This is a genomic window from Bacillus sp. 5w2 (assembly GCF_054353775.1).
In genome coordinates this window covers 500606-524632 of the sequence record NZ_JBTIWT010000001.1, presented here as the reverse complement: position 1 = coordinate 524632, position 24027 = coordinate 500606, and the positions used below count along the sequence as shown (strand labels likewise).

Here is a 24027-nt window from a genome sequence, read left to right as displayed (position 1 = left end):
TAATAATTGGGAGGAATGATAAAATGGCTAATTTTGAAGAATTTTTAACTTTGGATTTACGTATTGGGACTGTAAGAAAGGCAGAGGAATTTAAAGAAGCGAGAGTTCCAGCGATTAAATTAGAAATTGATTTTGGAGAGCTTGGAATCAAGCAGTCAAGTGCTCAAATTACGAGAAGATATAGTCCGGAAGGGTTAATTGGTCAGCAAATCGTTGCTGTTGTGAATTTCCCGCCAAAACGTATAGCTGGATTCAAATCAGAAGTGCTTGTTTTAGGAGGAGTACCTGAAGCTGACGATGTTGTTTTACTTCAGCCTAATATGGAACTACCGAATGGAACGAAAATTAGTTAGTGTGAAGGAAGGTGTTAATTTGGATATTGGACGAGAATATTTAAAATGTGCAATTTCGAATTTTAAAGCAACACAAAACCAAGGAGAACGAGTACTCTCTCAATTATCTTATGAACAGATAATGTGGTCTTCTCATGAGGAGACGAATAGTATTGCAATTATTATTAAGCATTTACATGGTAATATGCGTTCTAGATGGACGGATTTTTTAACATCTGATGGTGAAAAAATAGATCGTAACCGAGATGCTGAATTTGAAGGCGGTTATCATTCTAAGGAAGAGGTTCTCGCAGCATGGAGTGGAGGATGGGAATATGTTTTTAAAACGATGAATGTGCTAACGCCCGAACATTTATTAAAGACGGTATATATTCGCGGTGAAGCACATACTGTCATGCAAGCAATTGAAAGACAAATTTCTCATTATGCTTTGCATATTGGACAGATTATTTACATCGGTAAAATGTTAAAAGAAAATGAGTGGGAATGTTTAAGTATTCCTAGAGGACATTCTGCACGTTATGTAGAGAAAAAACGTTCAACATAATAATAGGAAAGAAACCGATATAAAATGGGGAATAAAAAAATAAACCAAATGATAGATGGTTCTGTAATCATAAGAATGCCGCCAAAAATAAGTCCATATATAATAAGAAAGAAATTAAAAAGTGTATTCACAGGGATAAATCGTGAGATGAACACTTGCTGCCTTTTAAAACAATCACTGTGAAATAAATAAAAGCGGAAGTACCATGTGGCAGTAATAAGATCTTTCTTTCGTGCAATTCTTTTTTTACATGTATGACAGATAAATGGTGGTTGCATTTCATTACACTCCATTTTTCATTTTTGTAATAATGTAAGACATGATTAGGTACAAAGTGTATATTCCTATATACGCTCCTGATATAAGAAAAAATGGATTTAGTAAAATTCCATGAATGCTTGTCATAAAAACTAAATCTTGTATTAAAACATCATATATATTAATAGAAATAATTGTACCGAGTACATAAAGTGCTAAGTACGCTGAAATATGTAACGCAACACGGATTGTAGGATGCTTAGCAAGCCAATAAAAAATAAATGATAGTACAATGGGTAATGTTCCTATTAGTAGCTTCAATTCATTTCACCTCAGCAACAATATAGCCGAAATTTAGACGGTCTATTCTCTAGAGCTTGTACATAACTTGAAATAGAGAGGGTGATAGTATGAATCGAGGCTTTTTTTATGTGAAGTTCACAAGTGTACGTAAGTTAGTTTTATTTATTATTGCTACAGTACTTGCGACTTTTTTTCTTATTAGTATGATGGTAACTTCTATGAAAGAGACAAAGTCCACGTATTTATATAATTGGTTAAATGAGTTATCAATGAATGGTTACATGTATGTTCTTGGGAAAGAGAATCATTATTTTACACAAGAGTATCGAAATTTAAATCAGGATTTTTCGATTTCTTCGTTTCTCTTTTCGATGGCTACGAATATTCGTTTTAATGATGTACGCAGTTTTGTCGGCAAAGAGCTACCTGGTTTTGGTAAGTACGATACAGAAATTGTTATTGCGGGTGAAGGGACCAATTATTCTAACTTACCGATTGAGTCGAGCGTTCCGCTTGAAGAAGTAGTAAAAGAACGGACTGGAGAAGGTGGACAGGCTCCAAAGCCGGATACGAACAAAGAGAAAAAGCAACCAGATCAAACGACAGGAAAACGACAAGTTGCGTTTATTTATCATTCGCATAGCTGGGAATCTTATTTGCCGTTACTCAATTTAACAAACGATCCAAATCCGAATAAAGCGACAAGTTCCGTCACGAATATTTCAATAGTCGGCGACCGATTTCGTGAACAATTAGCAAGTGAAGGGATCGGAGCTACTAACGACAAGACTGATGTCGGTCAAAAGTTGATTAGTAAAGGGTTAAATAGTAATAGTTCTTACAAAATGTCACGGGAAATTGTACAAGAAGCAATGGCCGGCAATAAAGAACTACAATACTTTTTTGATTTACATCGTGATAGTGCTCGGAAAAATGTCACGACAAAAGCAATTGGTGATAAATCATATGCGAAGCTTGCGTTTGTAGTAGGGAAAGGCAATAAAAATTACGAAAAGAACTTACAATTAGCAACGGCTTTACATGAGACGATTAGTAAGAAGTACCCAGGAGTGAGTCGTGGTGTCATTCAAAAAGGATTCCAAACAGGAAATGGTGTCTACAATCAAGACTTATCAGGACAAGCGATATTAATTGAAGTTGGTGGCGTAGATAATACAGAGGAAGAACTAAATCGATCGATTGATGCACTTGCTAAAGCGTTTGGTGAATATTTCTGGCAGGCGGAAAAGGTGAATGGATAAAGTGAAACTTAAATGAGTGGGGAGTCTGCTGATGAGTATGAGTTCACATTCATTTTGAAAAAGCGTGAGTGTAATGCTTGCGTTTTTTTTTGTAATGATGAGACTTCACAGAATAGACATATTTTGTCGTTGTTATAGTAATATCGAAATTTGTCAAATTGTACTGCGAGATTTACAAAGGGATTTTCGAGAAAGTAGAGAAAATCTTTTTATAAGGAAAGCTTTTTATTATGAAATTGGTAGGGTGATTGAAGTGATTAGGGAGATCAAAATAGAAGATGCAGCACCATTTTTGCAATTAAGTAAGCAACTAGACGAAGAAACGAAATTTATGTTATACGAACCAGGAGAAAGAAAATTTACAGCCGAGCAACAAGAACAAATGATTCATCGCTTTATAGAAAATGAATATGCAACAATATTTGTAGCAGTTGAAGAAGAGAGAATAGTAGGGTTTATTTTAGTGAATGGAAATCATATTCAAAGAAAGAGACATGTAGCAGGTATTGTAATTGGTATTTTGCAAGAGTATAGCGGGCGAGGTATTGGGACGAGATTGTTTAAAGAGGTTGAGAAGTGGGCAAGATTACATGATGTATGGCGTTTAGAATTAACGGTAATGGCCCACAATACAAGAGCTCAGGCACTATATAAAAAAGCTGGATTTGAGAAAGAAGGTGTCAAAAGAGCTGCTCTTATTATCGATGGAGAGAACATCGATGAGTATGAAATGGCCAAATTATTAAAATAAGAGGTCGTTATATGAAAAAAAGATGGATACTACTTGGTATCGTAGCGATGATACTCATTGTTGGAGTAGCAGGAATCAATTATAAAATGTATAAGGATAAGCAGGCGCGCGAGGTAAATGTAAATAACATATTTCCGAAAGCGAAAGAAACGATTGCGAATATGGATGGTGATATTGCGGTCATTAGTAATCCGAATTCGATGCTTGTGCTTGTGAATAAAAGTAGGCGTTTGCCAGATGGGTATAGACCGCCAGATTTAGTTATTCCGAAAGTACGTTACTCAAGTGAAGGTGATCAAGAAAAGAAAAAAATGAGGAAAGAGGCAGCAGGGGCACTTGAGGAAATGTTTCAGCAAGCTGATAAGGAGCGTATTTTCCTTTTTGCAGTCTCTGGATTTAGATCTTTTGATCGACAAAAAGCATTAAATACGATGTATAAAAAACAAGATGGAGAAGCAAAAACAGCAATGTCGAGTGCAGTTCCTGGAACGAGTGAACATCAAACTGGACTAGCTATGGATATTACATCGCAATCTGCTAAGTTTCAGTTAGAGACAATTTTTGGTGAAACGAAAGAAGGGCAGTGGCTTTCTGAAAATGCCCATAAATTTGGTTTTGTCATTCGATATACAAAAGAGAAAGAATCGCTTACGGGCTATCGATTTGAACCATGGCACGTGAGGTATGTGGGAAATCCACAAGCTACATATTTATATGAAAATCAACTGACACTTGAAGAAGTAACAGAGTGATCAATTGAGGGGAGAGAAGGATTATGACGGTGTTATATAAGAAAAAGGTACACGTGTATGTAACAAGAGAAAAAGAGGGAGTTATGCAACTGCTTGTTTTTAAACATCGTGATATACCTGAAGCTGGTATACAAGTACCAGGGGGAACAGTTGACGAAGGGGAAACGTTAGAAACAGCAGTGTTACGTGAAGTACAAGAAGAGTCTGGATTACGTCATTTATGCATAGAACGATTCCTAGCCGACTACATCATACATGTAAAGGAGAAAAAGGAATATCAAAAACGCCATTTTTTCCACGTAACGTTACCAACAGATGTAAAGGATAATTGGGAGCATACTGTAAGTGCCGGTGAGGAAGATGAAGGTTTAGTATTTTGCTACGAATGGATTGATATTGCAAAATGCCCTGAATTAGCGGGGAAACAAGGTGAGTTTTTACATTTGTTAGATGAAGTATATGTAAAGTAATAAAAGGGTCTGAAGCGGAAGTTCATTCGTTTCAGACTTTTTTTATTTTTCAGGAAATAAAAGGTTTTTATATTGGTAAGTTGAATTCTTTTAAAGGGATTGTAATTGTATATGCGAGGAGCGGAGAAAATGAAAAACTAATAGTTATATGTAATCAATAAAAGGCTTTATAGAAGGAGAATGATGATGGAGGTTCAGTTCAATACACTGTTACAAAAAGAATTAACAATTCATGATATACAAAAAGCAATGGCAGCTGGGCAATTAACTTCAAAAGAATTAGTTATGTATTACCTTCATAGAATCGCAAAGTATGATCAAGACGGACCAAAAATCAATTCTATTTTAGAAATCAACCCGGACGCTATCTTTATTGCAGAAGCGCTAGATCATGAAAGAAAAACAAAAGGTGTAAGAGGTCCACTACACGGTATACCTGTTTTACTTAAAGACAATATTGAAACGAACGACTCTATGCATACAAGTGCAGGTACGATTGCTCTAGAACAAAATATAAGTATTGAAGATGCATTTCTCGTAACAAAGCTGCGAGAAGCAGGAGTAGTGATAATAGGAAAAACAAATATGACAGAATTAGCAAATGGAATGTCTTTTGATATGTGGGCTGGATATAGTGCAAGAGGTGGACAAACAATAAACCCTTATGGTACAGGTGAGGATGATATGTTTGTTGGAGGCTCAAGTACAGGGTCTGCCATAGCAGTTGCTGCTAATTTCACAGTAGTATCTGTTGGAACGGAAACAGATGGTTCTATATTGAGTCCAGCTGTTCAAAACTCTGTAGTCGGTATTAAACCGACTGTTGGTCTAATTAGTCGTAGGGGAATTATTCCGCTTACTTATTCACAGGATACAGCGGGACCATTTGCTAGAACGGTTACAGATGCTGCTGTTTTGCTAGGGAGTTTAACTGGGGTAGACGAGAAGGATGTAGCTACTCATAAAAGTGAAGGTATAGCAGAACATGATTATACAAAGTATCTTGATGTTACTGGCTTACATGGAGCGAAGATTGGTGTATTTAGAAATGCACAAAAAGATTATTATGAAACTGGTGAGTATGATGAAAAGTTGTTTATGGAGACGATTGAAGTGTTGCGTAGTGGGGGTGCGACAGTAGTAGAGGATATTAATATTCCGTCTTTTCATAGAGAATGGAGCTGGGGTGTATCGCTCTATGAATTAAAGCATAGTTTAGATAACTATCTTTCAAAATTACCATCTGCTATTCCAGTGCATTCTATTTCAGAGTTAATGGAGTTTAATGAAAATATAGCAGAAAGAGCTTTGAAATATGGACAAACTAAGTTGGAGAGAAGAAAAGATGTTCCTAATACGTTAAGAAATCCAGAGTATTTAAATGCAAGATTAGAAGATATATATTTTTCTCAAGAACAAGGCATTGATTTTGCACTGGAAAAATATAATCTTGATGCGATTCTGTTCCCTTCTTATATAGGCTCCACTATATGTGCGAAAGCAGGTTATCCGTCTATAGCAATGCCTGCGGGATATATGGATAACGGGAGACCGTTTGGAATTACGCTTGCAAGCACTGCTTTTTCTGAGGGGACCTTGATTAAACTAGCATACGCTTTTGAACAAGCGACAAAGCATCGAAAAATCCCTAACTTATCATGAATAAAATAAATAGGACAGGAATTCCTGTCCTATTTATTTTGTTCATTAAAGTGAAATATCTTTTTTCTCTGTTTTATCATATTTTAATAAGTTAAACGATAAACAAGCAGAGCATAAAATAAGGATAGAAGCGAGAATATAAATCGTACGAACACCGAACAAATCGGTAATAATTCCAACGCTAAGCATAGAAAGACCAGAAGCTGCGGAAAGGAGTGCGCCATGAGCTGTATACATTTTTGATAGTAAAGTAGGGGCGACACTTGATTGTAGCACTGTCGTTTGAGAAATATCTCTAATTTGATAACATGGCCCCATTAGAATGCATAGAAAAAGCGCAATAAACCCGCTACTTGTCATACCATATAAAAATGTAAGAATACTAAACATAAGAGAGCCTATCGCCATGGAGCGTATTAAATTGTATTGAATGTATGTACTCATTTTCCATGCTAATATCCCGCCAATTAACGTCCCAACATAATAACTTGTATTAATATATCCCCACCATTCTTCGCCTTTATGAAGGACAGTCGTTACATAAGCCATCGTAATAGCGCCAATCCATATCGTCCCTGCGAAAGTTTCAATTAAGTCCATACATGTAACGGTACGGAGAGACGGGTTCTGAAATAAGAGTTTCCAACCTTCCAATAAAGCAGCGCCTTTTGAAGAAGAAGGCTCTATTACTCGTTCATTATGTATGGAATGTAATGAAACGTGTAGTGCAACACACCCAAAAATCATCAATATGTTATTCATCATGAGTGTAGAAGTAGCGCCGATAAGAAGAACAATAAAACTTGTAAATGAATAAGCAGCGGCTTGCGCAATTTGTGTGGAAAAGGAAAAAATACTATTTACTTTTACTAATTTTTCTTTTGGTGTAAGGCGAGGAAGGATACCGTATAATAATGGTGCGCTCCAGCCACTACATAAAGAAATGAAAAAAATGAAAGTGAATAGTGCTACAATATTTGAGGAAAGGGCCGGGAATACTATCATTAATAAAAATAAGAGAGCAGTTTTTGTCCATTGTAGTATAAAAAGTAAGGAATAAGATGAAAAACGATTCATTATAAGTGGTGCAGATGTATTTGCTATAAGATTAGTTATGACCTGGAGTAATGGAAACAGAGCAGTTAATGTAGCTGATTTCGTTGTGATATACATATGGGTTGTAATAATCATGATGTATACGATGTCAGCAAGAGTAATGCATATTTTAGAGCCTAAATAGTAAATTAGTGAACGATTTTGCAATAAGTACACAACCTTCCTGAGGAAAAACATTCCAATATTTAGAATAATTATAATTTGAAAGTTGGAATTGTGAAAGAATTTAATTTTTTGTCACTTTTTGAAAGGGATTTTCATGTATAATGAAGAATATATTAATATAGTATTTTAATAATACTCATTATAACAGTGAATATGTACAATAGCTTGTAGTAAGCGCCCACATACAAGAAAGGGCGGATAAACCATTCTTTTCTTCATATACATATAGAAAATGAGAAAGAAAGTGAGGGTTGTATATGGCTGCTTGGGTAATTTGGTTTATAATAGCTGGTATTTTATTTATTGCGGAAATGTTGTCGATTACGTTTTACATGCTGTGGCTTGGAATTGGAGCTGTTGTCGGAGGTCTTATTGCTTTGTTTGTTCCTGAAGCATTACTGTTACAAGTCATTGCTGGTGCGATTGTCAGTTTAACATTGACTTTCTTCACGAAAAGAATTTCAAAAAACTTTCGAGAAGCAAAAGGTTTTACTGATACAGTAGATATGCTTGTTGGTAAAAAAGGTATCATTATGCAAGCGATTACAAATGAGACAAATGGTATTGTGAAGGTGGATGGAGATACTTGGACAGCTATTGCAGATGATCCAATTGATGCTGGAGAAAAGGTTATTGTTATAAAGAGGAATAGTACTATATTACAAGTGAAAAAGGAGAGTGAATAAATATGGCAGTAGCATTGACATTAACGATTATTTTCGCACTAATTGTTGTTACATTTATCGCATTAACAATTAAAATTATTCCACAGCAAAAAGTTGGGGTTGTTGAAAGATTTGGTAAGTTTCAACGTATTATGCAGCCGGGATTAAATTTATTAATACCAATTGTGGATCGCGTTCGTGTATATCATGACTTGCGTATTCAGCAAACGAATGTACCGCCGCAGAAGGTAATTACGAAAGATAATGTACAAGTAGAAATTGATACAATTATTTTCTATCAAATTGTGGAACCAGAACTTGCGACATATGGTATTTCGAACTATGAATATGGTGTTCGTAACATTACTTCTGCAACGATGCGCCAAATTATTGGTAAAATGGAACTGGATGAAACGTTATCTGGTCGTGAAAAAATTTCAACAGAAATTCGCTTAGCACTTGATGAAGCAACAGAAAAATGGGGCGTACGTATTGAACGTGTTGAAGTTGTCGATATTAATCCGCCAAAAGATGTGCAAGCATCGATGGAAAAACAAATGAAAGCAGAACGTAATAAACGTGCGATTATTTTAGAAGCTGAAGCTGCAAAACAAGATAAAGTTCTTCGTGCTGAAGGTGAAAAGCAAAGTAAAATCTTAATGGCTGAAGGTGATAAAGAAGCACGTATTCGAGAAGCTGAAGGTATAAAGGAAGCAAAAGAACTAGAAGCGCAAGGGGAAGCAAGAGCGATTGAGGAAATTGCAAAAGCAGAACAAAATCGAATTGAATTACTTCGTGCAGCAGATTTAGATGAACGCGTACTTGCTTACAAATCATTTGAATCATTGATTGAGGTTGCGAAAGGACCAGCAAATAAAGTCTTTATTCCGTCTAATGCAATTGAAACACTTGGTACTCTTGGAGCAATTGGAGAAATCTTTAAAGAAAAACAAGCGAAGAAATTGCCTTCTTCAGATACACCAAAAGAACAATAAGAATGAAAAAGAGAAATGGGATGCCATTTCTCTTTTTATTTTTTATCATTGTATTAATTTATAAATTAAATGAGTAAGGGACGGGAAACCCTTCCTTTTTCATATGCACTAAAAAATTTTTAAGATTTCATAATATGAAATAAAGGAGAATCTGTAAAAAATAAAATTGGTATAATGATTGAAAATTCAGTCATCTAGTGAAGTTTCTACACTTTTTAGTATATTATTATTGGAAATCGGAGGGGAAAGAATGGCAATTAGAACAGGGGAACAGTATATTGAAGGATTGAGAAAAAGAAATCCTGAAATTTGGATTGGAGGAAGAAAAGTAACGGATGTAGTAAATGAAGATGTTTTTCGTGAACCAATTTTACAAATTGCGAACTTATATGATATGCAGCACAATCCAGAATATCAAGATAAGATTACTCATATATGCGAAGAGACAGGAGAAAGGGTATCAAATGCATTTTTAGTACCGAAAAATTATGAGGATTTAAAAGTACGCCGTGAATTATTTGAAGTGTGGGCAAAAGCTACTTATGGTTTAATGGGTAGAACACCTGATTTTTTAAATGTAACGGTTACTTCGATGGCAAGTAATTCGTGGTTTTTTGAGAAGTTTAATCCAGAATGGGGAGCGAATATAAAAAATTATTATAAACATATAAGGGATAATGATTTGTTTTTAACACACGCAATTATTAATCCACAAAATGATCGGAGTAAGGCTTCCCATCAACAAGAAGATGAAACAATGCATTTAGGGGTAGTAAGTGAAGCAGCGGAAGGGATGTATGTTAGTGGTGCTAAAATGTTAGCGACACTGGCGCCGATTACGGATGAGGTAATAATATATTCCTATCCAAGCTTTAAGCCAGGTGATGAACGTCATGCAATTTCTTTTGCAGTTCCAATTGACGCACCAGGTCTAAGAATTCTATGTCGTGAGCCAATGCAAGATGGAAAACGATCTTTATTTGATCACCCACTTGCATCAAGATTTGAGGAAATGGATGCATTACTAGTATTTCATAATGTGTTTATCCCGTGGGATAAAGTATTTATTTATCAAAGTGTGGAAGCTGGGAATCAATTGTATCCTAAAACCGGAATTGGTCATCAACCAGCCCATCAATCTGGGGTAAGAGGGTTAGTAAAACTATCTTTTGCAGCTGAAGTAGCTATGAAATTAGCAGATTCGATTGGAGTAGATGGATTTTTAAATGTACAAAACCAGTTAGCAGAGCTTATGCAAGATGTTGAAACGATACGCGCTCTCCTGCAAGTAGCTGAATATGAGTATGAAACGAATTCATATGGAGAAGTTATTCCTGCGAGGTTGCCGCTTGATACGATACGCAGTTTATTACCTAAGATGTACCCGCGTGCTATTGAGATTATTCAAACAATAGGTGCTGGTGGATTATTAATGTCACCGACAGGTGCTGATTTTATGAACCCCGAGATTCAAGATGATATGCAAAAATATTATATCGGGCGTGAAGGAGTATCTTCTGAGGAACGGGTTCGTTTATTTAAATTAGCATGGGACTTATGTGGTGAGGCTTTTGGACAACGGTTATTACAATATGAGCGTTATTATTCTGGAGATCCGGTGCGTAAAATGGGAATGTTTTATAATGCGTACAAAAAACAACAAACTTTTTCACTTGTGAACAATGCATTGCAATCGAGTTCATCTGAAGGAGCCTTAAGTTAAACAAAAATGTTCACGCTTACATTTTTGTTTAAAAAGGAAGGAGCAATAGAGGAAAACAAGAATTTTACTGTTAGGATGTAAATCTTCTTATATTTTTAACAATATCTAAAACTTGAGAACTGTAACTGGAATAGGGGAGGTAAATGATTTGATCGCTTCTATCAGTAAAATTTGCAAAATTCTAAATTGTTTTACGAGTGATGAACCAGTTCTAGGTAATTCGGAAATAGCGGAAAAGCTAAATATGAATGCAAGTACGGTTCACCATCTTGTTCGTACGTTGTGTGCAGAAGGAATGCTCATACAAGATGAGCAAAGAAAATATAGATTAGGTTGGAAATTGTTAGAGTGGGGAAATCAAGTCATGTTTCAGCAAGAGATTTATAGTGGAGCCATTCCACTTGTTGAAGAGCTTGTAAGAAATTTTAGTGGTACTGTGCATATCGGTATGTTTGATCGTGGTGATGTTGTATTTATATTGAAAGTTTCGTCAAAGGAGTCCGTTCAAATTTCAACACATGTTGGATCAAGAGAACCTGCATATTGTACAAGCACAGGGAAAGTACTGCTTTCATTTAATTCATCTTCCTTAGAATATACTTCAGAGAAAGGGCTTTTACCAAGAGCGCCTAATACAATTACTTGCGTCAAACAATTCCAGACAGAGTTACAGAAGATTCGTAAACAAGGTTATTCAATTAGTGATAACGAAAATGAGCATGGACTGTATGGGATTGCAGCGCCTATTCGATCTTATACTGGGAGAACCATTGCGGCGCTTAATATTGTTGGACCTATATCGTATATGCAAGGAAGTAACCGTGAAATCATAATTCAAAGTGTGATGAATACGGCAAATTTGATTTCCAAGGAATTTGGTTATTTGGAAATTTAACTTTAGAAGAAAAGAGATGAGTATCATTTATATACATGAGCAGTGTATCCCTGAATTTACGAAATCTATTGTTTCAATTGGAGCATTTGATGGTGTGCATAAAGGTCATCAAGCTGTAATTAAAAATGCGGTTGAGAAGGCAACGGCATTAAAGATAACAAATGTTGTGTATACATTTGATCCACCACCACGCTCATATTTTCAAGGAGCGCAAGTATTAACGCCTATTGATGAGAAGGTGAAACGTATTCAAAACCTTGGTGTTGAACATGTGATTGTAATTCGGTTTGATGAGTCTTATATAACAAAAAGCGCGAGTTGCTTTATACAAGATATAAAAAGGTTAAGCCCCGTAGAAATTTTTATTGGTCAAGATTTTAAGTTTGGAAAAAATCGTGAGGGAGATATTGAGTTGCTAAGAGAACACTTCAACATTTCTATAGTGAAAGATGTTTGCTGTGATGAAGGTGAGCGAATATCTTCAACGAGAATTAGAGATTATGTCTATCGTGGGGACTTGCAAAAGTCTAGCTCTTTACTCGGTTGGTCTTTTAAAACGATATAAATAAAAAGGAATCATGAGGAGGAAATAATATGTCTAAAACATTGCAATCTTTTAATTTACTAAAATGGATTGATGAGAATAAGGAGTTATTGAAGCCACCAGTAAATAACAAAGTGATTTGGCAAGATTCAGAGTTTATTGCCATGATATTAGGTGGTCCAAATAGAAGACGTGATTTCCACGTAGATCCTTCAGATGAATTTTTCTATCAAATTAAAGGTGAATGTTATGTGGAATGTATTACAGAGGAAGGTAAGCGGGAAGTTGTCACAGTAAAAGAAGGGGATGTATTTATGCTGCCAGCTATGGTACCACATTCACCACACCGCGTTGCTAACACATTTGGGCTAGTAATTGAAAGAAAACGTAGCCAAGGAGAACTTGAAGATTTCGTTTGGTTCTGTGACGAGTGTAATCATGAAATGCATCGTGTACGTGTTCAATTAAATGATATTGAAAAACAAGTAAAAGAAGCAATTCATAGTTTTAATTCAAATAAGGAAATTCGAGCATGTAAAAACTGTGGTTACATTATGCCAGAAGAAGTGGAGGAATGGAAGTGCGAATAGATTTTCATACACATATTATTCCTGAAACTTTTCCAGATTTTGAAGAGAAGTTTGGTGGCGGTCGCTGGCCAATGTTAAATCGGACTTGTACATGTGGTGCAAGTATTATGGTTGGAGGGAAAAATTTTCGTGATGTGACAGACCAAGTATGGTGCCCTAAGAAAAGAATTGAAGATATGGACCGGGAAGGTGTAGATATTCAAGTTTTATCGCCAATCCCTGTTACATTTTCGTATTGGGCAAAACCAGAGGAAGCCGAAAGTATGGCACGTATTCAAAATGATTTTATTGCAGAAACAGTTTCAGCACATCCAGATCGTTTTGTAGGATTAGGAACGGTTCCGATGCAAGATGGAGAAACTGCAATTCGTGAAATGGAACGTTGCATAACGGAATTAAATTTACATGGTATTGAAATTGGTACAAACGTAAATGGTAAAAATTTAGATGATCCATCGTTTATTGAATTCTTTCGAATGGCTGAAAAGTGGCAAGTTCCAATTTTTATCCATCCGTGGGAAACGTTAGGACGCGATAGAATGCCACACCATAATTTTATGTATACAGTCGGTATGCCAAGTGAAACGGCGCTTGCAGCAGCTACACTTATATGTAGTGGAATAATGGAAAAGTTTCCACGGTTAAAAGTTTGTTTTGCGCATGGCGGCGGATCTTTTCCATATATTTTGCCAAGATTAGATCAAGGCTGGAAAGTATGGCCTCATTTACGTTTGACTACACATCCTCCTAGTTATTACGCAAAGAAATTTTATTTTGACTCTTTAAATTATGATCCTATGAATTTGAAATATATGATTGAAAGATTTGGGCATGAAAAGATTTTCATGGGTTCGGATTATCCATTTTTATTGCGAGAAATTGATCCGGGTAGAGTGATTGATGAAACATCTGGTTTATCCGAGGAACAAAAAGCAGCAATGCTTGGGGAAAATGCAGCTGAATTTTTAAATATTGATATAAAAAAACGAGGTGTAGCATATGCAGAGAGTACAAACACCTGAGGATAAATTAGGAGAGTTGGGAATTATACTACCAGCTATTCGCCCAGCAGTTGGAAATTATGTTAGTTGTGTAAGGGTAGGTAACTTATTATTTACTGCTGGACAAGGTGTAGATGAGTATCACGGGAAATTAGGAAAGGATATATCGATTGATGATGGATATAAAGCAGCGAGACAATCCATGTTGAATTTATTAAGTGTTGTAAGAAATGAACTAGGTGATTTAAATAAGGTGAAACGAGTTGTAAAGTTGCTTGGCTTTGTAAATAGTACGGAGGATTTTATCAATCAGCCAAAAGTAATGAACGGGGCATCGGATGTATTAGTAGAGATTTTTGGAGAAAAGGGAAAACACGCCCGCTCTGCAGTCGGTATGGCTCAATTACCTAATAACACAACAATTGAAATTGAGATGGTTTTAGAAATTGAGGAGTAGGGGGTAAAGACGGTGAACAAAGAATTATTAGCTGACAAAATGAAAGTAAAAGATGCGAAATTGTTTATTGATGGACAATATGTGGATTCTATATGTGGTGAAACGTTTGATACGTTCAATCCAGCGACGAATAGAAAGTTAGCTTCTGTAGTGAAGGCAAATGAAGAGGATACAAAAAGAGCAATTGATGTAGCAGAACGAACATTTAAAAGCGGCATTTGGAGTAAAATGCCTGTTGAAGAACGATCGGATATTTTATGCAAAATGTCGGATTTAATTATGGAACGTGTGGATGAACTAGCGTATATAGAAACTTTGGATGTTGGAAAACCAATTAAGGAAAGTAAAGGATTCGATATACCACGCGCGGCTCATAACTTTCGCTTCTTTGCTGAAATGGCTAAATATATGGTGCACGAGCACTATGACAAACATAATTTTATGTCATATGCAAAGTACGCTCCAGCGGGAGTGACAAGTTTAATCATTCCTTGGAATTTGCCATTTATGCAAATGACGTGGAAAGCATCAGCGGCGCTTGCTTCTGGTAATACAGTTGTTGTCAAACCGGCCTCTTATACTCCATTAAGTGCAGTTATGCTTGGTGAAATTGCTAATGATGCAGGATTACCACCAGGTGTACTTAATATTATTACAGGTCCAGGGAGTACTGTTGGGACAACAATGACTACACATCCAGCTGTAAGAAGAATTTCATTTGTTGGAGAAAGTAATACAGGAAAAACAATTATGCGTAATGCAGCAGAGAATTTAATCCCTGTTTCATTAGAATTAGGAGGAAAATCAGCAAATATCGTATTTGAAGATGTGGATTTAGATGAAGCGGTACAAGGATCGATTGAAGCTATATATCGGAACCAAGGAGAAATTTGTTTAGCTGGTTCGAGATTACTTGTGCAAGAAAGTGTATATGAACAGTTTTTAGAAAAATTTGTAGCAGCTGTACAAAGAATAAAAGTTGGAAACCCTCTTTCTGAAGATACAGATATGGGAGCACTAGTATCAAAATCTCATTTAGAAACGGTTAATCGCTATGTAGAAATAGGAATTTCGGAAGGTGCAAAATTAGCCTATGGTGGAAAAAGAGTTAAGAGTTTAGTAGAAGGGAATTTTTATGAACCTACTATTCTATATGATGTTGATAATAGTATGCGTGTAGCGCAAGAAGAGATATTTGGTCCAGTTCTAGTTGTTATTCCGTTTAAAACGGAAGAGGATGCAATTCGCATTGCGAATGATTCCATTTATGGACTAGCTGGAGTTGTTTGGACCAATGATCTTAGAAGAGCGCAACGAGTGGTTTCACAAATTGATTCAGGCTTACTATGGATTAATTGTTGGTATGTTCGGGATTTACGTACTCCATTTGGAGGCTCGAAGGCAAGCGGGATTGGTAGAGAAGGTGGACGTCATAGTTTTGAATTTTATACGGAAGCTAAGACAGTAACGATGAAATTATAAAGGTGATGTTTAAACTTAAAGTACAAAGAGCTCCCATCTAATATTTATGGAAATAAAGTAGATAGATGGGGGTTAGTTACAATGTGAATATTTAGGGATATATAAATTAAAAAATGAGGTGAGAGCAATTGTTAATTAGAGAATTAGCCGATGAACTAGTACAAGCTGAAAATTCACGTGTAGGGATACTTCCTTTTACTGAGAGATATGATAATTTATCTGTTGAGGATGCTTATAATATTCAACTTGAAGTTGTAGGGAGAAAGTTAGAGAGTGGACGTAGCATAATTGGCAAGAAAGTTGGTCTTACAAGTGTTGCAATGCAACAAATGCTTGGAGTAAATGAGCCGGATTATGGACATTTACTAGATGATATGAAGATAGAAAGTGGTAGTGAAGTTTCAATGAGGTCCTTTGTATCCCCAAAAATAGAGGCAGAAATAGGGTTTGTGTTAGAGCAAGATTTAAATGGGCCTAATATTACATACATTGATGTACTGATGGCAACAAAGTATGTTGTACCTACACTTGAAATAATTGATAGTCGCATTGTTGATTGGAAAATTAAACTGGCTGATACAGTAGCGGATAATGGCTCATCAGCGAAAGTTGTAATTGGTCATACATTCTCTAGCATCGATAAAGTAGATTTACGTACAACTGGAATGACACTTTATAAAAATAATAGTTTAATTGCAACGGGGGCTGGCGCGGCTGCATTAGGCCATCCAGCACAAGCTATTGCTTGGTTAGCTAATAAGCTTTATGAATTTAATATTGGATTGAAAGCAGGGGAACTAATTTTACCTGGCGCATTATCTGGTGCTGTTTCAGTTCAAAGTGAAGACAACATTCGAGCTGATTTCGGTTTACTTGGATCGGTTTCTGTAACATTCATATAGATTAAAGCGTTGAAAAAAGGGGGGGATAAATGTGGAGAAAGTAAAGGCGGCTATTATCGGATCGGGTAATATTGGTACGGATTTAATGTATAAATTAAGAAAAAGTGAAGTCATAGAGCTAAATGCCATAATTGGAATAGATTCAAAATCGGATGGTTTAAAGCGAGCAAAAGAAGCAGGATACGAGGTTTTTGATAATGGAATACAAGCAATGATTGATAATCCAAGTTTAGCTGATATTGTATTTGATGCAACTTCAGCTAAAGCACATAGTTATCATGCAAAAGTATTAGGAGAGCTTGGGAAAATAGTAATTGACTTAACTCCGGCTGCATGCGGACCGTTCGTTTGTCCTGCTATCCGAAATAATCATTTTGTAGATAAGCAAAACGTTAATATGATTACGTGCGGAGGACAAGCAACGATTCCAATTGTTCATGCGATTAATAAAGTGGCAAATGTTACATATGCAGAGATAGTTGCAACTATTTCAAGTTTAAGTGCAGGTCCAGGTACAAGGGCAAATATTGATGAATTTACAATTACGACGAGGCGTGGAATTGAAGAAATTGGCGGAGCAGATTATGGGAAAGCACTTATTATATTAAATCCTGCGGAGCCTCCTATTTTAATGAGAGATACAGTATATTGTGAAGTTAAGTATATGGATGAGGATTCTATTCGTGAAGCAATTCATAAGATGGTTGAAGTAGTTAGGGCATACGTTCCAGGTTATTCTCTAAAACAAGAGCCGATGTTTGATGGGAATCGTGTGACTGTATTTTTAGAGGTTGAAGGAGCTGGAGACTACTTTCCTCCTTATGCTGGTAATTTAGATATTATGACGGCAGCGGCATTAAAAGTAGGTGAAGAATTTGCAATGCGGATCATTTCAGAGAAGAAAAGAGGTGTAATGAATGAGGCGAAATAGTGAAAGGCCAGTGAAAATAACGGAAGTTTGTTTACGTGATGGAAGTCATGTAATGAAACATCAATTTACAGAAGAACAAGTTCGATCTGTAACTAGAGCATTAGATGAGGCTGGTATGCATTATATTGAAGTGAGTCATGGAGATGGTTTAGGAGGCTCCACATTACAATATGGAAAGTCATTAGTTAATGAAATGAAGTTGATTGAAGCAGCGGTAGATGAGTGTAAGCAAGCTAAAGTAGCTGTTTTGTTAATTCCTGGTATTGGAACGATTCATGAGTTAAAGCAAGCTGCAAATATTGGCGCGAAACTTGTTCGTGTAGCGACGCATGTAACAGAAGCAGATGTTTCAGCACAACATATCCAATTTGCGCGTGAGTTAGGTATGGAAGCGTGTGGCTTTTTAATGATGGCACACTCTGCACCGGTTGAAAAGTTAGTAGAACAAGCAAAGCTTATGGAGGACTATGGTGCTGAGGCGATTTATGTAACGGATTCAGCGGGTGCTTTATTGCCTCACGAAGTACGTGAACGTATTCGAGCATTACGTCAATCTTTAAATGTCGAAATTGGTTTCCATGGTCATAATAATCTGTCTGTTGCAGTAGCCAATACAGTGGTGGCAATTGAAGAAGGTGCGACACGTATTGATGGAAGCGTGCGGTGCCTTGGCGCAGGAGCTGGAAATGCCCAAACAGAGGTATTACTCGCTGTTTTAGATCGTATGGGATATAAGCTAGATATAGATTTATATAAGATGATGGACTTAGCTGAGGATGTTGTTGCACCTTTATTGCCAGCACCGCAAGAAATTCAAAAAGGAAGTCTTGTAATGGGATATGCTGGTGTATATTCTAGCTTTTTATTACATGCTGAAAGAGCGGCAAAGCGTTTTGGTGTAGACGCCCGTGATATTTTAATAGAACTTGGGAAAAGAAAAGTAGTTGGTGGACAAGAGGATATGATTTTAGATGTCGCGGCAGAATTAGCAAAGATAAAAATGGGGGTGTAAAAGATGGCTTTAGTAAAAGGAGCAGATCTAGAAATTGTTGACTATTTACTTCAGGCTGAAAAAGATAGAAAAGAAGTAGTGAAAGTAACAGATAAGCATCCGGATTTAACGGTGGATGACGCATATAGATTGCAAAAATGTTTAATTGAACAAAAAATGAACGAAGGTTCTAAAAGAGTTGGGGTAAAACTAGGATTAACAAGTAAGGCAAAACAACAAATGATGGGTATTGATGAAGCGATATACGGATATTTGTTGGAAGATATGTTAGCGTTTGAATGGGAGCCATTACAATACGAAACATTCATTCATCCAAAAGTAGAACCAGAGATTGCCTTTTTAATGGATGAGGATTTACAAGGGACGAATGTGACAGCTGAGGATGTATTAAAGGCAACAAAATATGTTGCGCCAGCTTTAGAGATTATTGATAGTAGGTATTTAAATTTCAAATTTACATTACCTGACGTAATAGCAGATAATTGTTCATCTTCAAAATTTTTGTTAGGAAGTAAGTGGATTGATGTTAAAGATATAGATTTAGCTAATGTAGGGATGGTTATGTCGAAGAATGGTAAGATTGCTACAACTGGAACGGGGGCAGCTGTACTGGGACATCCAGCAGAGGCGATTGCTTGGGTGGTAAACAAACTTGGTTTACAAAATGAAGGGTTAAAGAAAGGTGATATTGTATTAAGTGGAGCATTATCAGAAGCGATTGCTTTCAAAGCAGGAGATTCTATTATTGCACAATTTGATGATTTAGGAAGTATAGCGATGTTTTGTGAATAAAAGGTAAAGCGAGAGATAAAATGCCCATTATACAAATTCAAATAATAGAAGGTAGAAAGAAGGAGCAAATTCAAAATCTAATATTTGATGTTACAGAGGCGGTTGCGAAAAACTTAGATGTAGATGTTGAAAGAGTGCGTGTTCTGGTGAATGAAATCCCGAGTTCGCATTGGGGAGTAGGAGGAAAGTCTAAAGCTAGTTTAAAAGAAAGTTAGTTAGTAATAAAAGCAATTTTCATTCTTATATGAATGAAAATTGCTTTTATTATTTTGAAAAGTTTTAATAATATGTTAAAATTTAGTCTTGGTTTTAAGGAGATAAGGGGGAATAAACATGCAAATACTACTAATACGCCACGGAGAATCAGAAGCTGATATCTTAAACGTACATGAAGGACGAGCTGACTTTGAATTAACAGAAAAGGGAAGGCAGCAAGTGCAAAGACTTGTACAGAAAGTGAAAGCAGATTTTCCGCCAGATTTCATTTGGGCAAGTACATTAAAACGTGCTCGTGAAACTGGTGAAACATTAGCAGAAGGAATTGGATGCCCAATTCAATTAGAAGAGGAACTAATGGAGTTTAATAATGGGGTACAAGCTGGCTTATCATTTGAAGAGGCAAAAAAATATCCAGAGCCAAAGTTTCTTCATGATCGATTTGAAAACGGGGAATCATTTATTGAATTTAGAATGAGAATAGAAGGCATCTTTTCTAAAATCGTGACAGAGAATACATATGACCGAATTGCAATCGTTGCACATGGTGGTGTAATAAATAGTCTATTACGTGCGTTTTTCAAAATGCCAATTTCAATGGATTATTATTTTAAAATGGGAGATACGGGAATAAGTTTAATTGAAATTGATGGTGAACAAAAAACGATACATTTCATTAATGATACGAATCATTTGGACGGGATGTAAAAACCTATGTATAAAGTAGTGTTTTTTGATGTTGACGGTACGCTTTTAAGTGAGATTGACAGAAGTATGCACGACAGTACAAAAGAAGCGATACAAAGATTAATAGATAAAGGGATTCATGTAGTTGTTACTACAGGGAGACCATATAGCTTATGCTCGCAATTTAAGGAACTAGGTATAAATACGTTTATTTCTGCAAATGGTGCACATATCAAGCGTGGAGAAACAGTTATACATAAATCAGTACTTTCAAGTGAAATCATTCATGATATATCGGGGTTTGCTGAATTACATGGTCACGGTATTTCTTATTTCACAGAGGAATTTGTAATGAATGGAATAGCCAGGGATAATGAGCGCGTAATGCAAGCGCTTAGCGAGACGTTACATTTAGGGAAGTATCCTGAAAAAAGCAGGGATTTGTCAGAAGACGTCTATTGTCTATGTCTGTATGCGGATGAAATAGAAGCTCAAAAATTTATTGAAAAATACCCAATGCTTACATTTGAACGTTTTCATGGCTATGTCATAAATGTATTGGAAGATAAGAAAGTATCAAAATTAACTGCTATTCAAAAGGTATTGGATCACTTAAACATTTGTAAATCAGAAGCGGTTGCTTTTGGTGACGGTAGAAATGATATTGAGATGTTGCAGTATGTAGGATTAGGGATTGCGATGGGGAATGGTGGAGAAGAGTTAAAAACAAGAGCTGATTTCGTTACAAAGAAATCAAGTGAAGGTGGTATCTCTTTTGCCTTAAAGAAGTTTCGTATGATTTAAAAATAATAGATAGTCAGTTTGTAAAATCCTGTTTGAATTGCAGGATTTTTTTGTCTAACAATATTCTTGCAATAAAAGGAAAAATGCGAGTATAATGAAAAAGTAATTAGGTAAGCTAATTAACTAAAAGGAAAGGAGAGTGAAGATGAATGAATTCGAAAAATGATTCTCTTCCTTTAGGGATTGGGCCGTATGCAGAGCTAATAAAAAAGACAGCATCAGCGGATACGGATCCAATCGCAGCAAAACTTGGTTTGTTAATGTTATGGACGTCTGATAATGTTCTTGATGCTGTTGACGTAGATTTAGCTCCGCTTGGTATTTCGGAAAGTAAACTAGATTTTTTACTGTTGTTTATTTTGCGTGAAATGGAATCAAATGGGGAAGAAGTGAATATGAGTCCTTCGAATATTGCGAGTCGATTAGGGATAACACGTGCTTCTGTCACTGGTTTATTAGATTGGATGGAGAAACGAGAGTTAATTGTAAGATTCCATCATTCTGAAGATCGAAGAAGATTAAAAGTGAAAATTACCCCGAAAGGAAAAGAACTAGTTACGCGATCTTTACCAACTTTTTGGTTATCTTGCGCTTCGTTAGTTGACGACTTTAATCAAGAAGAGCGTCAAGTTTTAGAGAAGCTATTAAATAAAATGCAAGTAACTATGCAGGTGAAATTAGGAGAAGGTAGGTAAATAAGTTGATTATGAGGATCAACTTATTTATTTGGGAATATAATTAGCTTACCTTATTATATGTTTAACTAACTTTAGGAACAGTCATATTTTTTAAAACGAGTAGCAGTTAAAGAAATGCCATTTTGCGTACTTTAGAGGTTTTAAGTGGATAAAAAAATTATAATAAGGGAGAGATATTATGATGGAAATAGGAAAGGAAATAAATAGTGAAAAGAATTACACAATAATGACCGTTGTATTATGTTGGTCGGGTATGGTAGTTATGTCTAGCTTATATGTAACAATCCCTTTAATTGCTCTATTTTCAGACCTTTTTAATGCTTCACTAGCACAATCTGCAGCTACAGGCAGTATATTTTCTGTTGGCTTTGCTATAGGTTGTTTGTTATTTGGGGCAATCTCTGATAAATATGGGCGAAAAAAAGTGATCTTCATTGGATTACTTGCTCTGTCGATTATTTCTTTTTCCTTAGGGTTTGTAGGGAGTTTATTTTGGCTTGTTATTCTTAGAGGATTACAGGGTATCGCAGCAGCTACATTTTCTCCGGTAGCGTTAGCCTACGTTGTAGAAATGTTTCCAGTAGAAAAAAAGGTTACAACAATAGGATTTGTTAGTACCGGTTTTTTAGTAGCTGGAATTGTAGGGCAGGTAATCAGTACGGTTGTTAGTCAGCATTTTGGATGGCATATGGTGTTCTTTCTTCTTAGCATTGTCTATATGATTACTGCTGTATGGGTTCATTATTCTCTTCCGAAAGGAGAGACATCTCAATCCTATACTGATATTTTGGGACCAATTAAACAAATGGGTAAAGTTTTTACACATAAAAGCTTAGTAATGAGCTATATGATTGCATTTGTTTTATTAATGGCTTTTGTTAATATGTTTACTGTTTTAGGGAATTATTTGAGCTCTCCTATTTACACTTTAACTGCAGAACAAATCCTTTATTTTCGCTTAGCAGGGCTGTTTGGTATGTTGCTGTCACCGATTGCGGGTCGTTTAACAAAGAGGTTCGAAGTAAGGAAAGTTCTTCAGGGGGGATTGTTGGTCGCTATTATTAGTCTAAGTGCAATGGGTTTTGTTTCATACCTGCCTCTACTTGTCATAATGAGTGTCTGTTTTGTAATAGGTATTGCTATATCAGTTCCGTCTTTAGTTTCTCTTGTAGGCCAATTAGGAGGAAAAGCAAGGGGAATAGCAGTTTCCATTTATACTTTTATTTTATTTTTAGGTACTAGTATAGGACCCATCATTTCTATTTATCTTATGAAAATAGGAAGTTATGCTCAAACGTTTATTTTATTAGGAATGATACTTTTTATTGGTTTTATAGCTTCTCTATTTATAAATGATGAACACGTATTTGATGATATGTAGATTGGATAATGAATGAGTGGAAAATCACTCAAATAAAGGAATGCGAGGATCTTTCGTATGCTCACATAATAAAATATGAACTTGCCCACGATGATGATAAAAATGCGAAAGAATTTCAAGTAACCATTCAAATCGAGAATAAGAAACACCCCAATAGGCAGTCATAACTTCTGCTAATTCTTCTGGGGAATAGGAAAGAAATGTTTTAGAGAGAAGATTGTATCCTTCAATCATTATTTGTTGCATGTACGCAATTGTTTCCGGTGTATGTTCGAAATAAAAGGTATGTAACTCTTTTTCCGTAATACCATTTAAAATGAGTAAATCTGCATGGCAAATAAGAGAAAGATGTGCACACATTTCGAATACTGATCGCTTCGAGTGAATGGGGTATATTTTTAAATCTTCTTCATTGTATTGGCTAAGCATTTGAATAGAAGTATCAACAGCAATTTGTAGTTGATGCAAGGCAGAGTGAACAAACATTGTAATTCTCCTCATCTCCGTATATAATAATTTCTTAAGAGTATTATATCATACTCAAAATTCCGAAAATTCTAGTAGTTTGACTAGCATATTGAAAAGTATTATATTGTAAAAGGTCATATGAAAC

Annotated in this window: 29 protein-coding genes; 25 read left to right on the top strand and 4 right to left on the bottom strand. The window is 35.9% G+C overall.

Annotated features, from left to right (window positions below):
* Positions 1 to 23 precede the first annotated feature (23 nt).
* Positions 24 to 353, top strand: coding sequence for a chaperone CsaA (csaA, locus tag ACXY7N_RS02715; protein WP_016134236.1), 330 nt, complete (start codon positions 24 to 26; stop codon positions 351 to 353).
* Positions 334 to 900 carry a DUF1572 domain-containing protein gene (locus ACXY7N_RS02710; RefSeq protein WP_016134237.1) on the top strand — a complete coding sequence of 189 codons (567 nt, stop codon included), beginning with the start codon at positions 334 to 336 and terminating at the stop codon, positions 898 to 900. Before csaA ends, ACXY7N_RS02710 begins: the two co-directional genes overlap by 20 nt.
* On the opposite strand, the gene ACXY7N_RS02705 is transcribed toward ACXY7N_RS02710, so the two are convergent.
* Together ACXY7N_RS02705 and ACXY7N_RS02700 are read right to left on the bottom strand one after the other, a co-directional pair.
* Positions 873 to 1178, bottom strand: a complete 306-nt coding sequence (locus tag ACXY7N_RS02705) for a hypothetical protein (RefSeq protein WP_016088213.1) — start codon at positions 1176 to 1178, stop codon at positions 873 to 875. The genes ACXY7N_RS02710 and ACXY7N_RS02705 overlap by 28 nt on opposite strands.
* Before the next feature lie 4 nt (positions 1179 to 1182).
* A complete protein-coding gene (locus tag ACXY7N_RS02700) occupies positions 1183 to 1479 on the bottom strand; it encodes a hypothetical protein (protein WP_016088212.1) in 297 nt (98 codons plus the stop codon).
* 89 nt (positions 1480 to 1568) lie between these two features.
* Between ACXY7N_RS02700 and spoIIP the strand changes: the two genes are divergently transcribed.
* The 5 genes from spoIIP to ACXY7N_RS02675 all read left to right on the top strand — a co-directional run bounded on the left by spoIIP (position 1569) and on the right by ACXY7N_RS02675 (position 6358).
* Entirely contained in the window at positions 1569 to 2723 is a 1155-nt protein-coding gene (gene spoIIP, locus ACXY7N_RS02695) for a stage II sporulation protein SpoIIP (RefSeq protein WP_016134238.1), read from the top strand.
* Between the two features lie 253 nt (positions 2724 to 2976).
* Positions 2977 to 3474, top strand: a complete 498-nt coding sequence (locus ACXY7N_RS02690) for a GNAT family N-acetyltransferase (RefSeq protein WP_033658874.1) — start codon at positions 2977 to 2979, stop codon at positions 3472 to 3474.
* Between the two features lie 11 nt (positions 3475 to 3485).
* Complete coding sequence (locus tag ACXY7N_RS02685) at positions 3486 to 4226, top strand: M15 family metallopeptidase (protein WP_000747667.1); 741 nt, start codon at positions 3486 to 3488, stop codon at positions 4224 to 4226.
* Between the two features lie 23 nt (positions 4227 to 4249).
* A complete protein-coding gene (locus ACXY7N_RS02680) occupies positions 4250 to 4696 on the top strand; it encodes an NUDIX hydrolase (protein WP_016088209.1) in 447 nt (148 codons plus the stop codon).
* 186 nt (positions 4697 to 4882) lie between these two features.
* The gene (locus ACXY7N_RS02675) at positions 4883 to 6358 is read left to right on the top strand and encodes an amidase family protein (protein WP_016134239.1); all 1476 of its coding nucleotides are present in this window, start codon (positions 4883 to 4885) and stop codon (positions 6356 to 6358) included.
* A gap of 45 nt (positions 6359 to 6403) precedes the next feature.
* On the opposite strand, the gene ACXY7N_RS02670 is transcribed toward ACXY7N_RS02675, so the two are convergent.
* Complete coding sequence (locus tag ACXY7N_RS02670) at positions 6404 to 7621, bottom strand: MFS transporter (protein ID WP_033659671.1); 1218 nt, start codon at positions 7619 to 7621, stop codon at positions 6404 to 6406.
* A 275-nt stretch (positions 7622 to 7896) separates the two neighbouring features.
* On the opposite strand from ACXY7N_RS02670, the gene ACXY7N_RS02665 reads away from it, so the two are divergent.
* The 18 genes from ACXY7N_RS02665 to ACXY7N_RS02580 all read left to right on the top strand — a co-directional run bounded on the left by ACXY7N_RS02665 (position 7897) and on the right by ACXY7N_RS02580 (position 23414).
* Positions 7897 to 8325 (top strand): NfeD family protein, encoded by a 429-nt coding sequence (locus ACXY7N_RS02665; protein ID WP_016134240.1) that lies wholly within the window; start codon positions 7897 to 7899, stop codon positions 8323 to 8325.
* A gap of 2 nt (positions 8326 to 8327) precedes the next feature.
* On the top strand, positions 8328 to 9299 hold the full coding sequence (locus ACXY7N_RS02660; RefSeq protein ID WP_000257392.1) for an SPFH domain-containing protein: 972 nt from the start codon (positions 8328 to 8330) through the stop codon (positions 9297 to 9299).
* Positions 9300 to 9549: 250 nt separating this feature from the next.
* Positions 9550 to 11022: a 4-hydroxyphenylacetate 3-hydroxylase family protein gene (locus ACXY7N_RS02655; protein WP_016088205.1), complete on the top strand. Its 1473-nt coding sequence runs from the start codon at positions 9550 to 9552 to the stop codon at positions 11020 to 11022.
* Between the two features lie 148 nt (positions 11023 to 11170).
* The gene (locus tag ACXY7N_RS02650; protein WP_016088204.1) at positions 11171 to 11917 is read left to right on the top strand and encodes an IclR family transcriptional regulator; all 747 of its coding nucleotides are present in this window, start codon (positions 11171 to 11173) and stop codon (positions 11915 to 11917) included.
* A gap of 16 nt (positions 11918 to 11933) precedes the next feature.
* Complete coding sequence (locus ACXY7N_RS02645; protein ID WP_016088203.1) at positions 11934 to 12482, top strand: FAD synthetase family protein; 549 nt, start codon at positions 11934 to 11936, stop codon at positions 12480 to 12482.
* A gap of 29 nt (positions 12483 to 12511) precedes the next feature.
* Complete coding sequence (nbaC, locus tag ACXY7N_RS02640; protein ID WP_016088202.1) at positions 12512 to 13051, top strand: 3-hydroxyanthranilate 3,4-dioxygenase; 540 nt, start codon at positions 12512 to 12514, stop codon at positions 13049 to 13051.
* Positions 13036 to 14073: an amidohydrolase family protein gene (locus tag ACXY7N_RS02635; protein WP_033659672.1), complete on the top strand. Its 1038-nt coding sequence runs from the start codon at positions 13036 to 13038 to the stop codon at positions 14071 to 14073. The genes nbaC and ACXY7N_RS02635 overlap by 16 nt, the downstream gene beginning before the upstream one ends.
* Positions 14051 to 14509: a RidA family protein gene (locus ACXY7N_RS02630; protein ID WP_016088200.1), complete on the top strand. Its 459-nt coding sequence runs from the start codon at positions 14051 to 14053 to the stop codon at positions 14507 to 14509. The genes ACXY7N_RS02635 and ACXY7N_RS02630 overlap by 23 nt, the downstream gene beginning before the upstream one ends.
* A 12-nt stretch (positions 14510 to 14521) precedes the next feature.
* On the top strand, positions 14522 to 15991 hold the full coding sequence (locus ACXY7N_RS02625; protein WP_488592264.1) for an aldehyde dehydrogenase: 1470 nt from the start codon (positions 14522 to 14524) through the stop codon (positions 15989 to 15991).
* Between the two features lie 128 nt (positions 15992 to 16119).
* Positions 16120 to 16893 (top strand): 2-keto-4-pentenoate hydratase, encoded by a 774-nt coding sequence (locus ACXY7N_RS02620; RefSeq protein ID WP_016088198.1) that lies wholly within the window; start codon positions 16120 to 16122, stop codon positions 16891 to 16893.
* Positions 16894 to 16924: 31 nt separating this feature from the next.
* Complete coding sequence (locus tag ACXY7N_RS02615) at positions 16925 to 17824, top strand: acetaldehyde dehydrogenase (acetylating) (RefSeq protein ID WP_016088197.1); 900 nt, start codon at positions 16925 to 16927, stop codon at positions 17822 to 17824.
* Complete coding sequence (dmpG, locus tag ACXY7N_RS02610; protein ID WP_016088196.1) at positions 17811 to 18836, top strand: 4-hydroxy-2-oxovalerate aldolase; 1026 nt, start codon at positions 17811 to 17813, stop codon at positions 18834 to 18836. Before ACXY7N_RS02615 ends, dmpG begins: the two co-directional genes overlap by 14 nt.
* A gap of 3 nt (positions 18837 to 18839) precedes the next feature.
* Positions 18840 to 19628, top strand: a complete 789-nt coding sequence (locus tag ACXY7N_RS02605; RefSeq protein WP_016088195.1) for a 2-keto-4-pentenoate hydratase — start codon at positions 18840 to 18842, stop codon at positions 19626 to 19628.
* A gap of 20 nt (positions 19629 to 19648) precedes the next feature.
* Complete coding sequence (locus ACXY7N_RS02600; RefSeq protein ID WP_016088194.1) at positions 19649 to 19843, top strand: 4-oxalocrotonate tautomerase; 195 nt, start codon at positions 19649 to 19651, stop codon at positions 19841 to 19843.
* Positions 19844 to 19961: 118 nt separating this feature from the next.
* Positions 19962 to 20552, top strand: a complete 591-nt coding sequence (locus ACXY7N_RS02595; protein WP_016088193.1) for a histidine phosphatase family protein — start codon at positions 19962 to 19964, stop codon at positions 20550 to 20552.
* A gap of 6 nt (positions 20553 to 20558) precedes the next feature.
* Positions 20559 to 21335 (top strand): Cof-type HAD-IIB family hydrolase, encoded by a 777-nt coding sequence (locus ACXY7N_RS02590; protein WP_048566533.1) that lies wholly within the window; start codon positions 20559 to 20561, stop codon positions 21333 to 21335.
* 149 nt (positions 21336 to 21484) lie between these two features.
* The gene (locus ACXY7N_RS02585; RefSeq protein ID WP_016088191.1) at positions 21485 to 22030 is read left to right on the top strand and encodes a MarR family winged helix-turn-helix transcriptional regulator; all 546 of its coding nucleotides are present in this window, start codon (positions 21485 to 21487) and stop codon (positions 22028 to 22030) included.
* Positions 22031 to 22214: 184 nt separating this feature from the next.
* Positions 22215 to 23414 carry an MFS transporter gene (locus ACXY7N_RS02580; RefSeq protein ID WP_016088190.1) on the top strand — a complete coding sequence of 400 codons (1200 nt, stop codon included), beginning with the start codon at positions 22215 to 22217 and terminating at the stop codon, positions 23412 to 23414.
* A gap of 24 nt (positions 23415 to 23438) precedes the next feature.
* Here the strand turns inward: ACXY7N_RS02580 and ACXY7N_RS02575 are convergent, their stop codons facing one another.
* Entirely contained in the window at positions 23439 to 23900 is a 462-nt protein-coding gene (locus tag ACXY7N_RS02575; protein WP_016134245.1) for a DinB family protein, read from the bottom strand.
* Between the last annotated feature and the right edge of the window lie 127 nt (positions 23901 to 24027).

Coding starts and splice junctions, on each gene's coding strand:
- csaA (WP_016134236.1), top strand. CDS start 24: ATGGCTAATTTTGAAGAATTTTTAACTTTGGATTTACGTATTGGGACT.
- ACXY7N_RS02710 (WP_016134237.1), top strand. CDS start 334: ATGGAACGAAAATTAGTTAGTGTGAAGGAAGGTGTTAATTTGGATATT.
- ACXY7N_RS02705 (WP_016088213.1), bottom strand. CDS start 1,178: ATGCAACCACCATTTATCTGTCATACATGTAAAAAAAGAATTGCACGA.
- spoIIP (WP_016134238.1), top strand. CDS start 1,569: ATGAATCGAGGCTTTTTTTATGTGAAGTTCACAAGTGTACGTAAGTTA.
- ACXY7N_RS02685 (WP_000747667.1), top strand. CDS start 3,486: ATGAAAAAAAGATGGATACTACTTGGTATCGTAGCGATGATACTCATT.
- ACXY7N_RS02680 (WP_016088209.1), top strand. CDS start 4,250: ATGACGGTGTTATATAAGAAAAAGGTACACGTGTATGTAACAAGAGAA.
- ACXY7N_RS02675 (WP_016134239.1), top strand. CDS start 4,883: ATGGAGGTTCAGTTCAATACACTGTTACAAAAAGAATTAACAATTCAT.
- ACXY7N_RS02665 (WP_016134240.1), top strand. CDS start 7,897: ATGGCTGCTTGGGTAATTTGGTTTATAATAGCTGGTATTTTATTTATT.
- ACXY7N_RS02660 (WP_000257392.1), top strand. CDS start 8,328: ATGGCAGTAGCATTGACATTAACGATTATTTTCGCACTAATTGTTGTT.
- ACXY7N_RS02655 (WP_016088205.1), top strand. CDS start 9,550: ATGGCAATTAGAACAGGGGAACAGTATATTGAAGGATTGAGAAAAAGA.
- ACXY7N_RS02645 (WP_016088203.1), top strand. CDS start 11,934: ATGAGTATCATTTATATACATGAGCAGTGTATCCCTGAATTTACGAAA.
- nbaC (WP_016088202.1), top strand. CDS start 12,512: ATGTCTAAAACATTGCAATCTTTTAATTTACTAAAATGGATTGATGAG.
- ACXY7N_RS02635 (WP_033659672.1), top strand. CDS start 13,036: ATGGAAGTGCGAATAGATTTTCATACACATATTATTCCTGAAACTTTT.
- ACXY7N_RS02630 (WP_016088200.1), top strand. CDS start 14,051: ATGCAGAGAGTACAAACACCTGAGGATAAATTAGGAGAGTTGGGAATT.
- dmpG (WP_016088196.1), top strand. CDS start 17,811: ATGAGGCGAAATAGTGAAAGGCCAGTGAAAATAACGGAAGTTTGTTTA.
- ACXY7N_RS02605 (WP_016088195.1), top strand. CDS start 18,840: ATGGCTTTAGTAAAAGGAGCAGATCTAGAAATTGTTGACTATTTACTT.
- ACXY7N_RS02600 (WP_016088194.1), top strand. CDS start 19,649: ATGCCCATTATACAAATTCAAATAATAGAAGGTAGAAAGAAGGAGCAA.
- ACXY7N_RS02595 (WP_016088193.1), top strand. CDS start 19,962: ATGCAAATACTACTAATACGCCACGGAGAATCAGAAGCTGATATCTTA.
- ACXY7N_RS02590 (WP_048566533.1), top strand. CDS start 20,559: ATGTATAAAGTAGTGTTTTTTGATGTTGACGGTACGCTTTTAAGTGAG.
- ACXY7N_RS02585 (WP_016088191.1), top strand. CDS start 21,485: ATGAATTCGAAAAATGATTCTCTTCCTTTAGGGATTGGGCCGTATGCA.
- ACXY7N_RS02580 (WP_016088190.1), top strand. CDS start 22,215: ATGGAAATAGGAAAGGAAATAAATAGTGAAAAGAATTACACAATAATG.
- ACXY7N_RS02575 (WP_016134245.1), bottom strand. CDS start 23,900: ATGTTTGTTCACTCTGCCTTGCATCAACTACAAATTGCTGTTGATACT.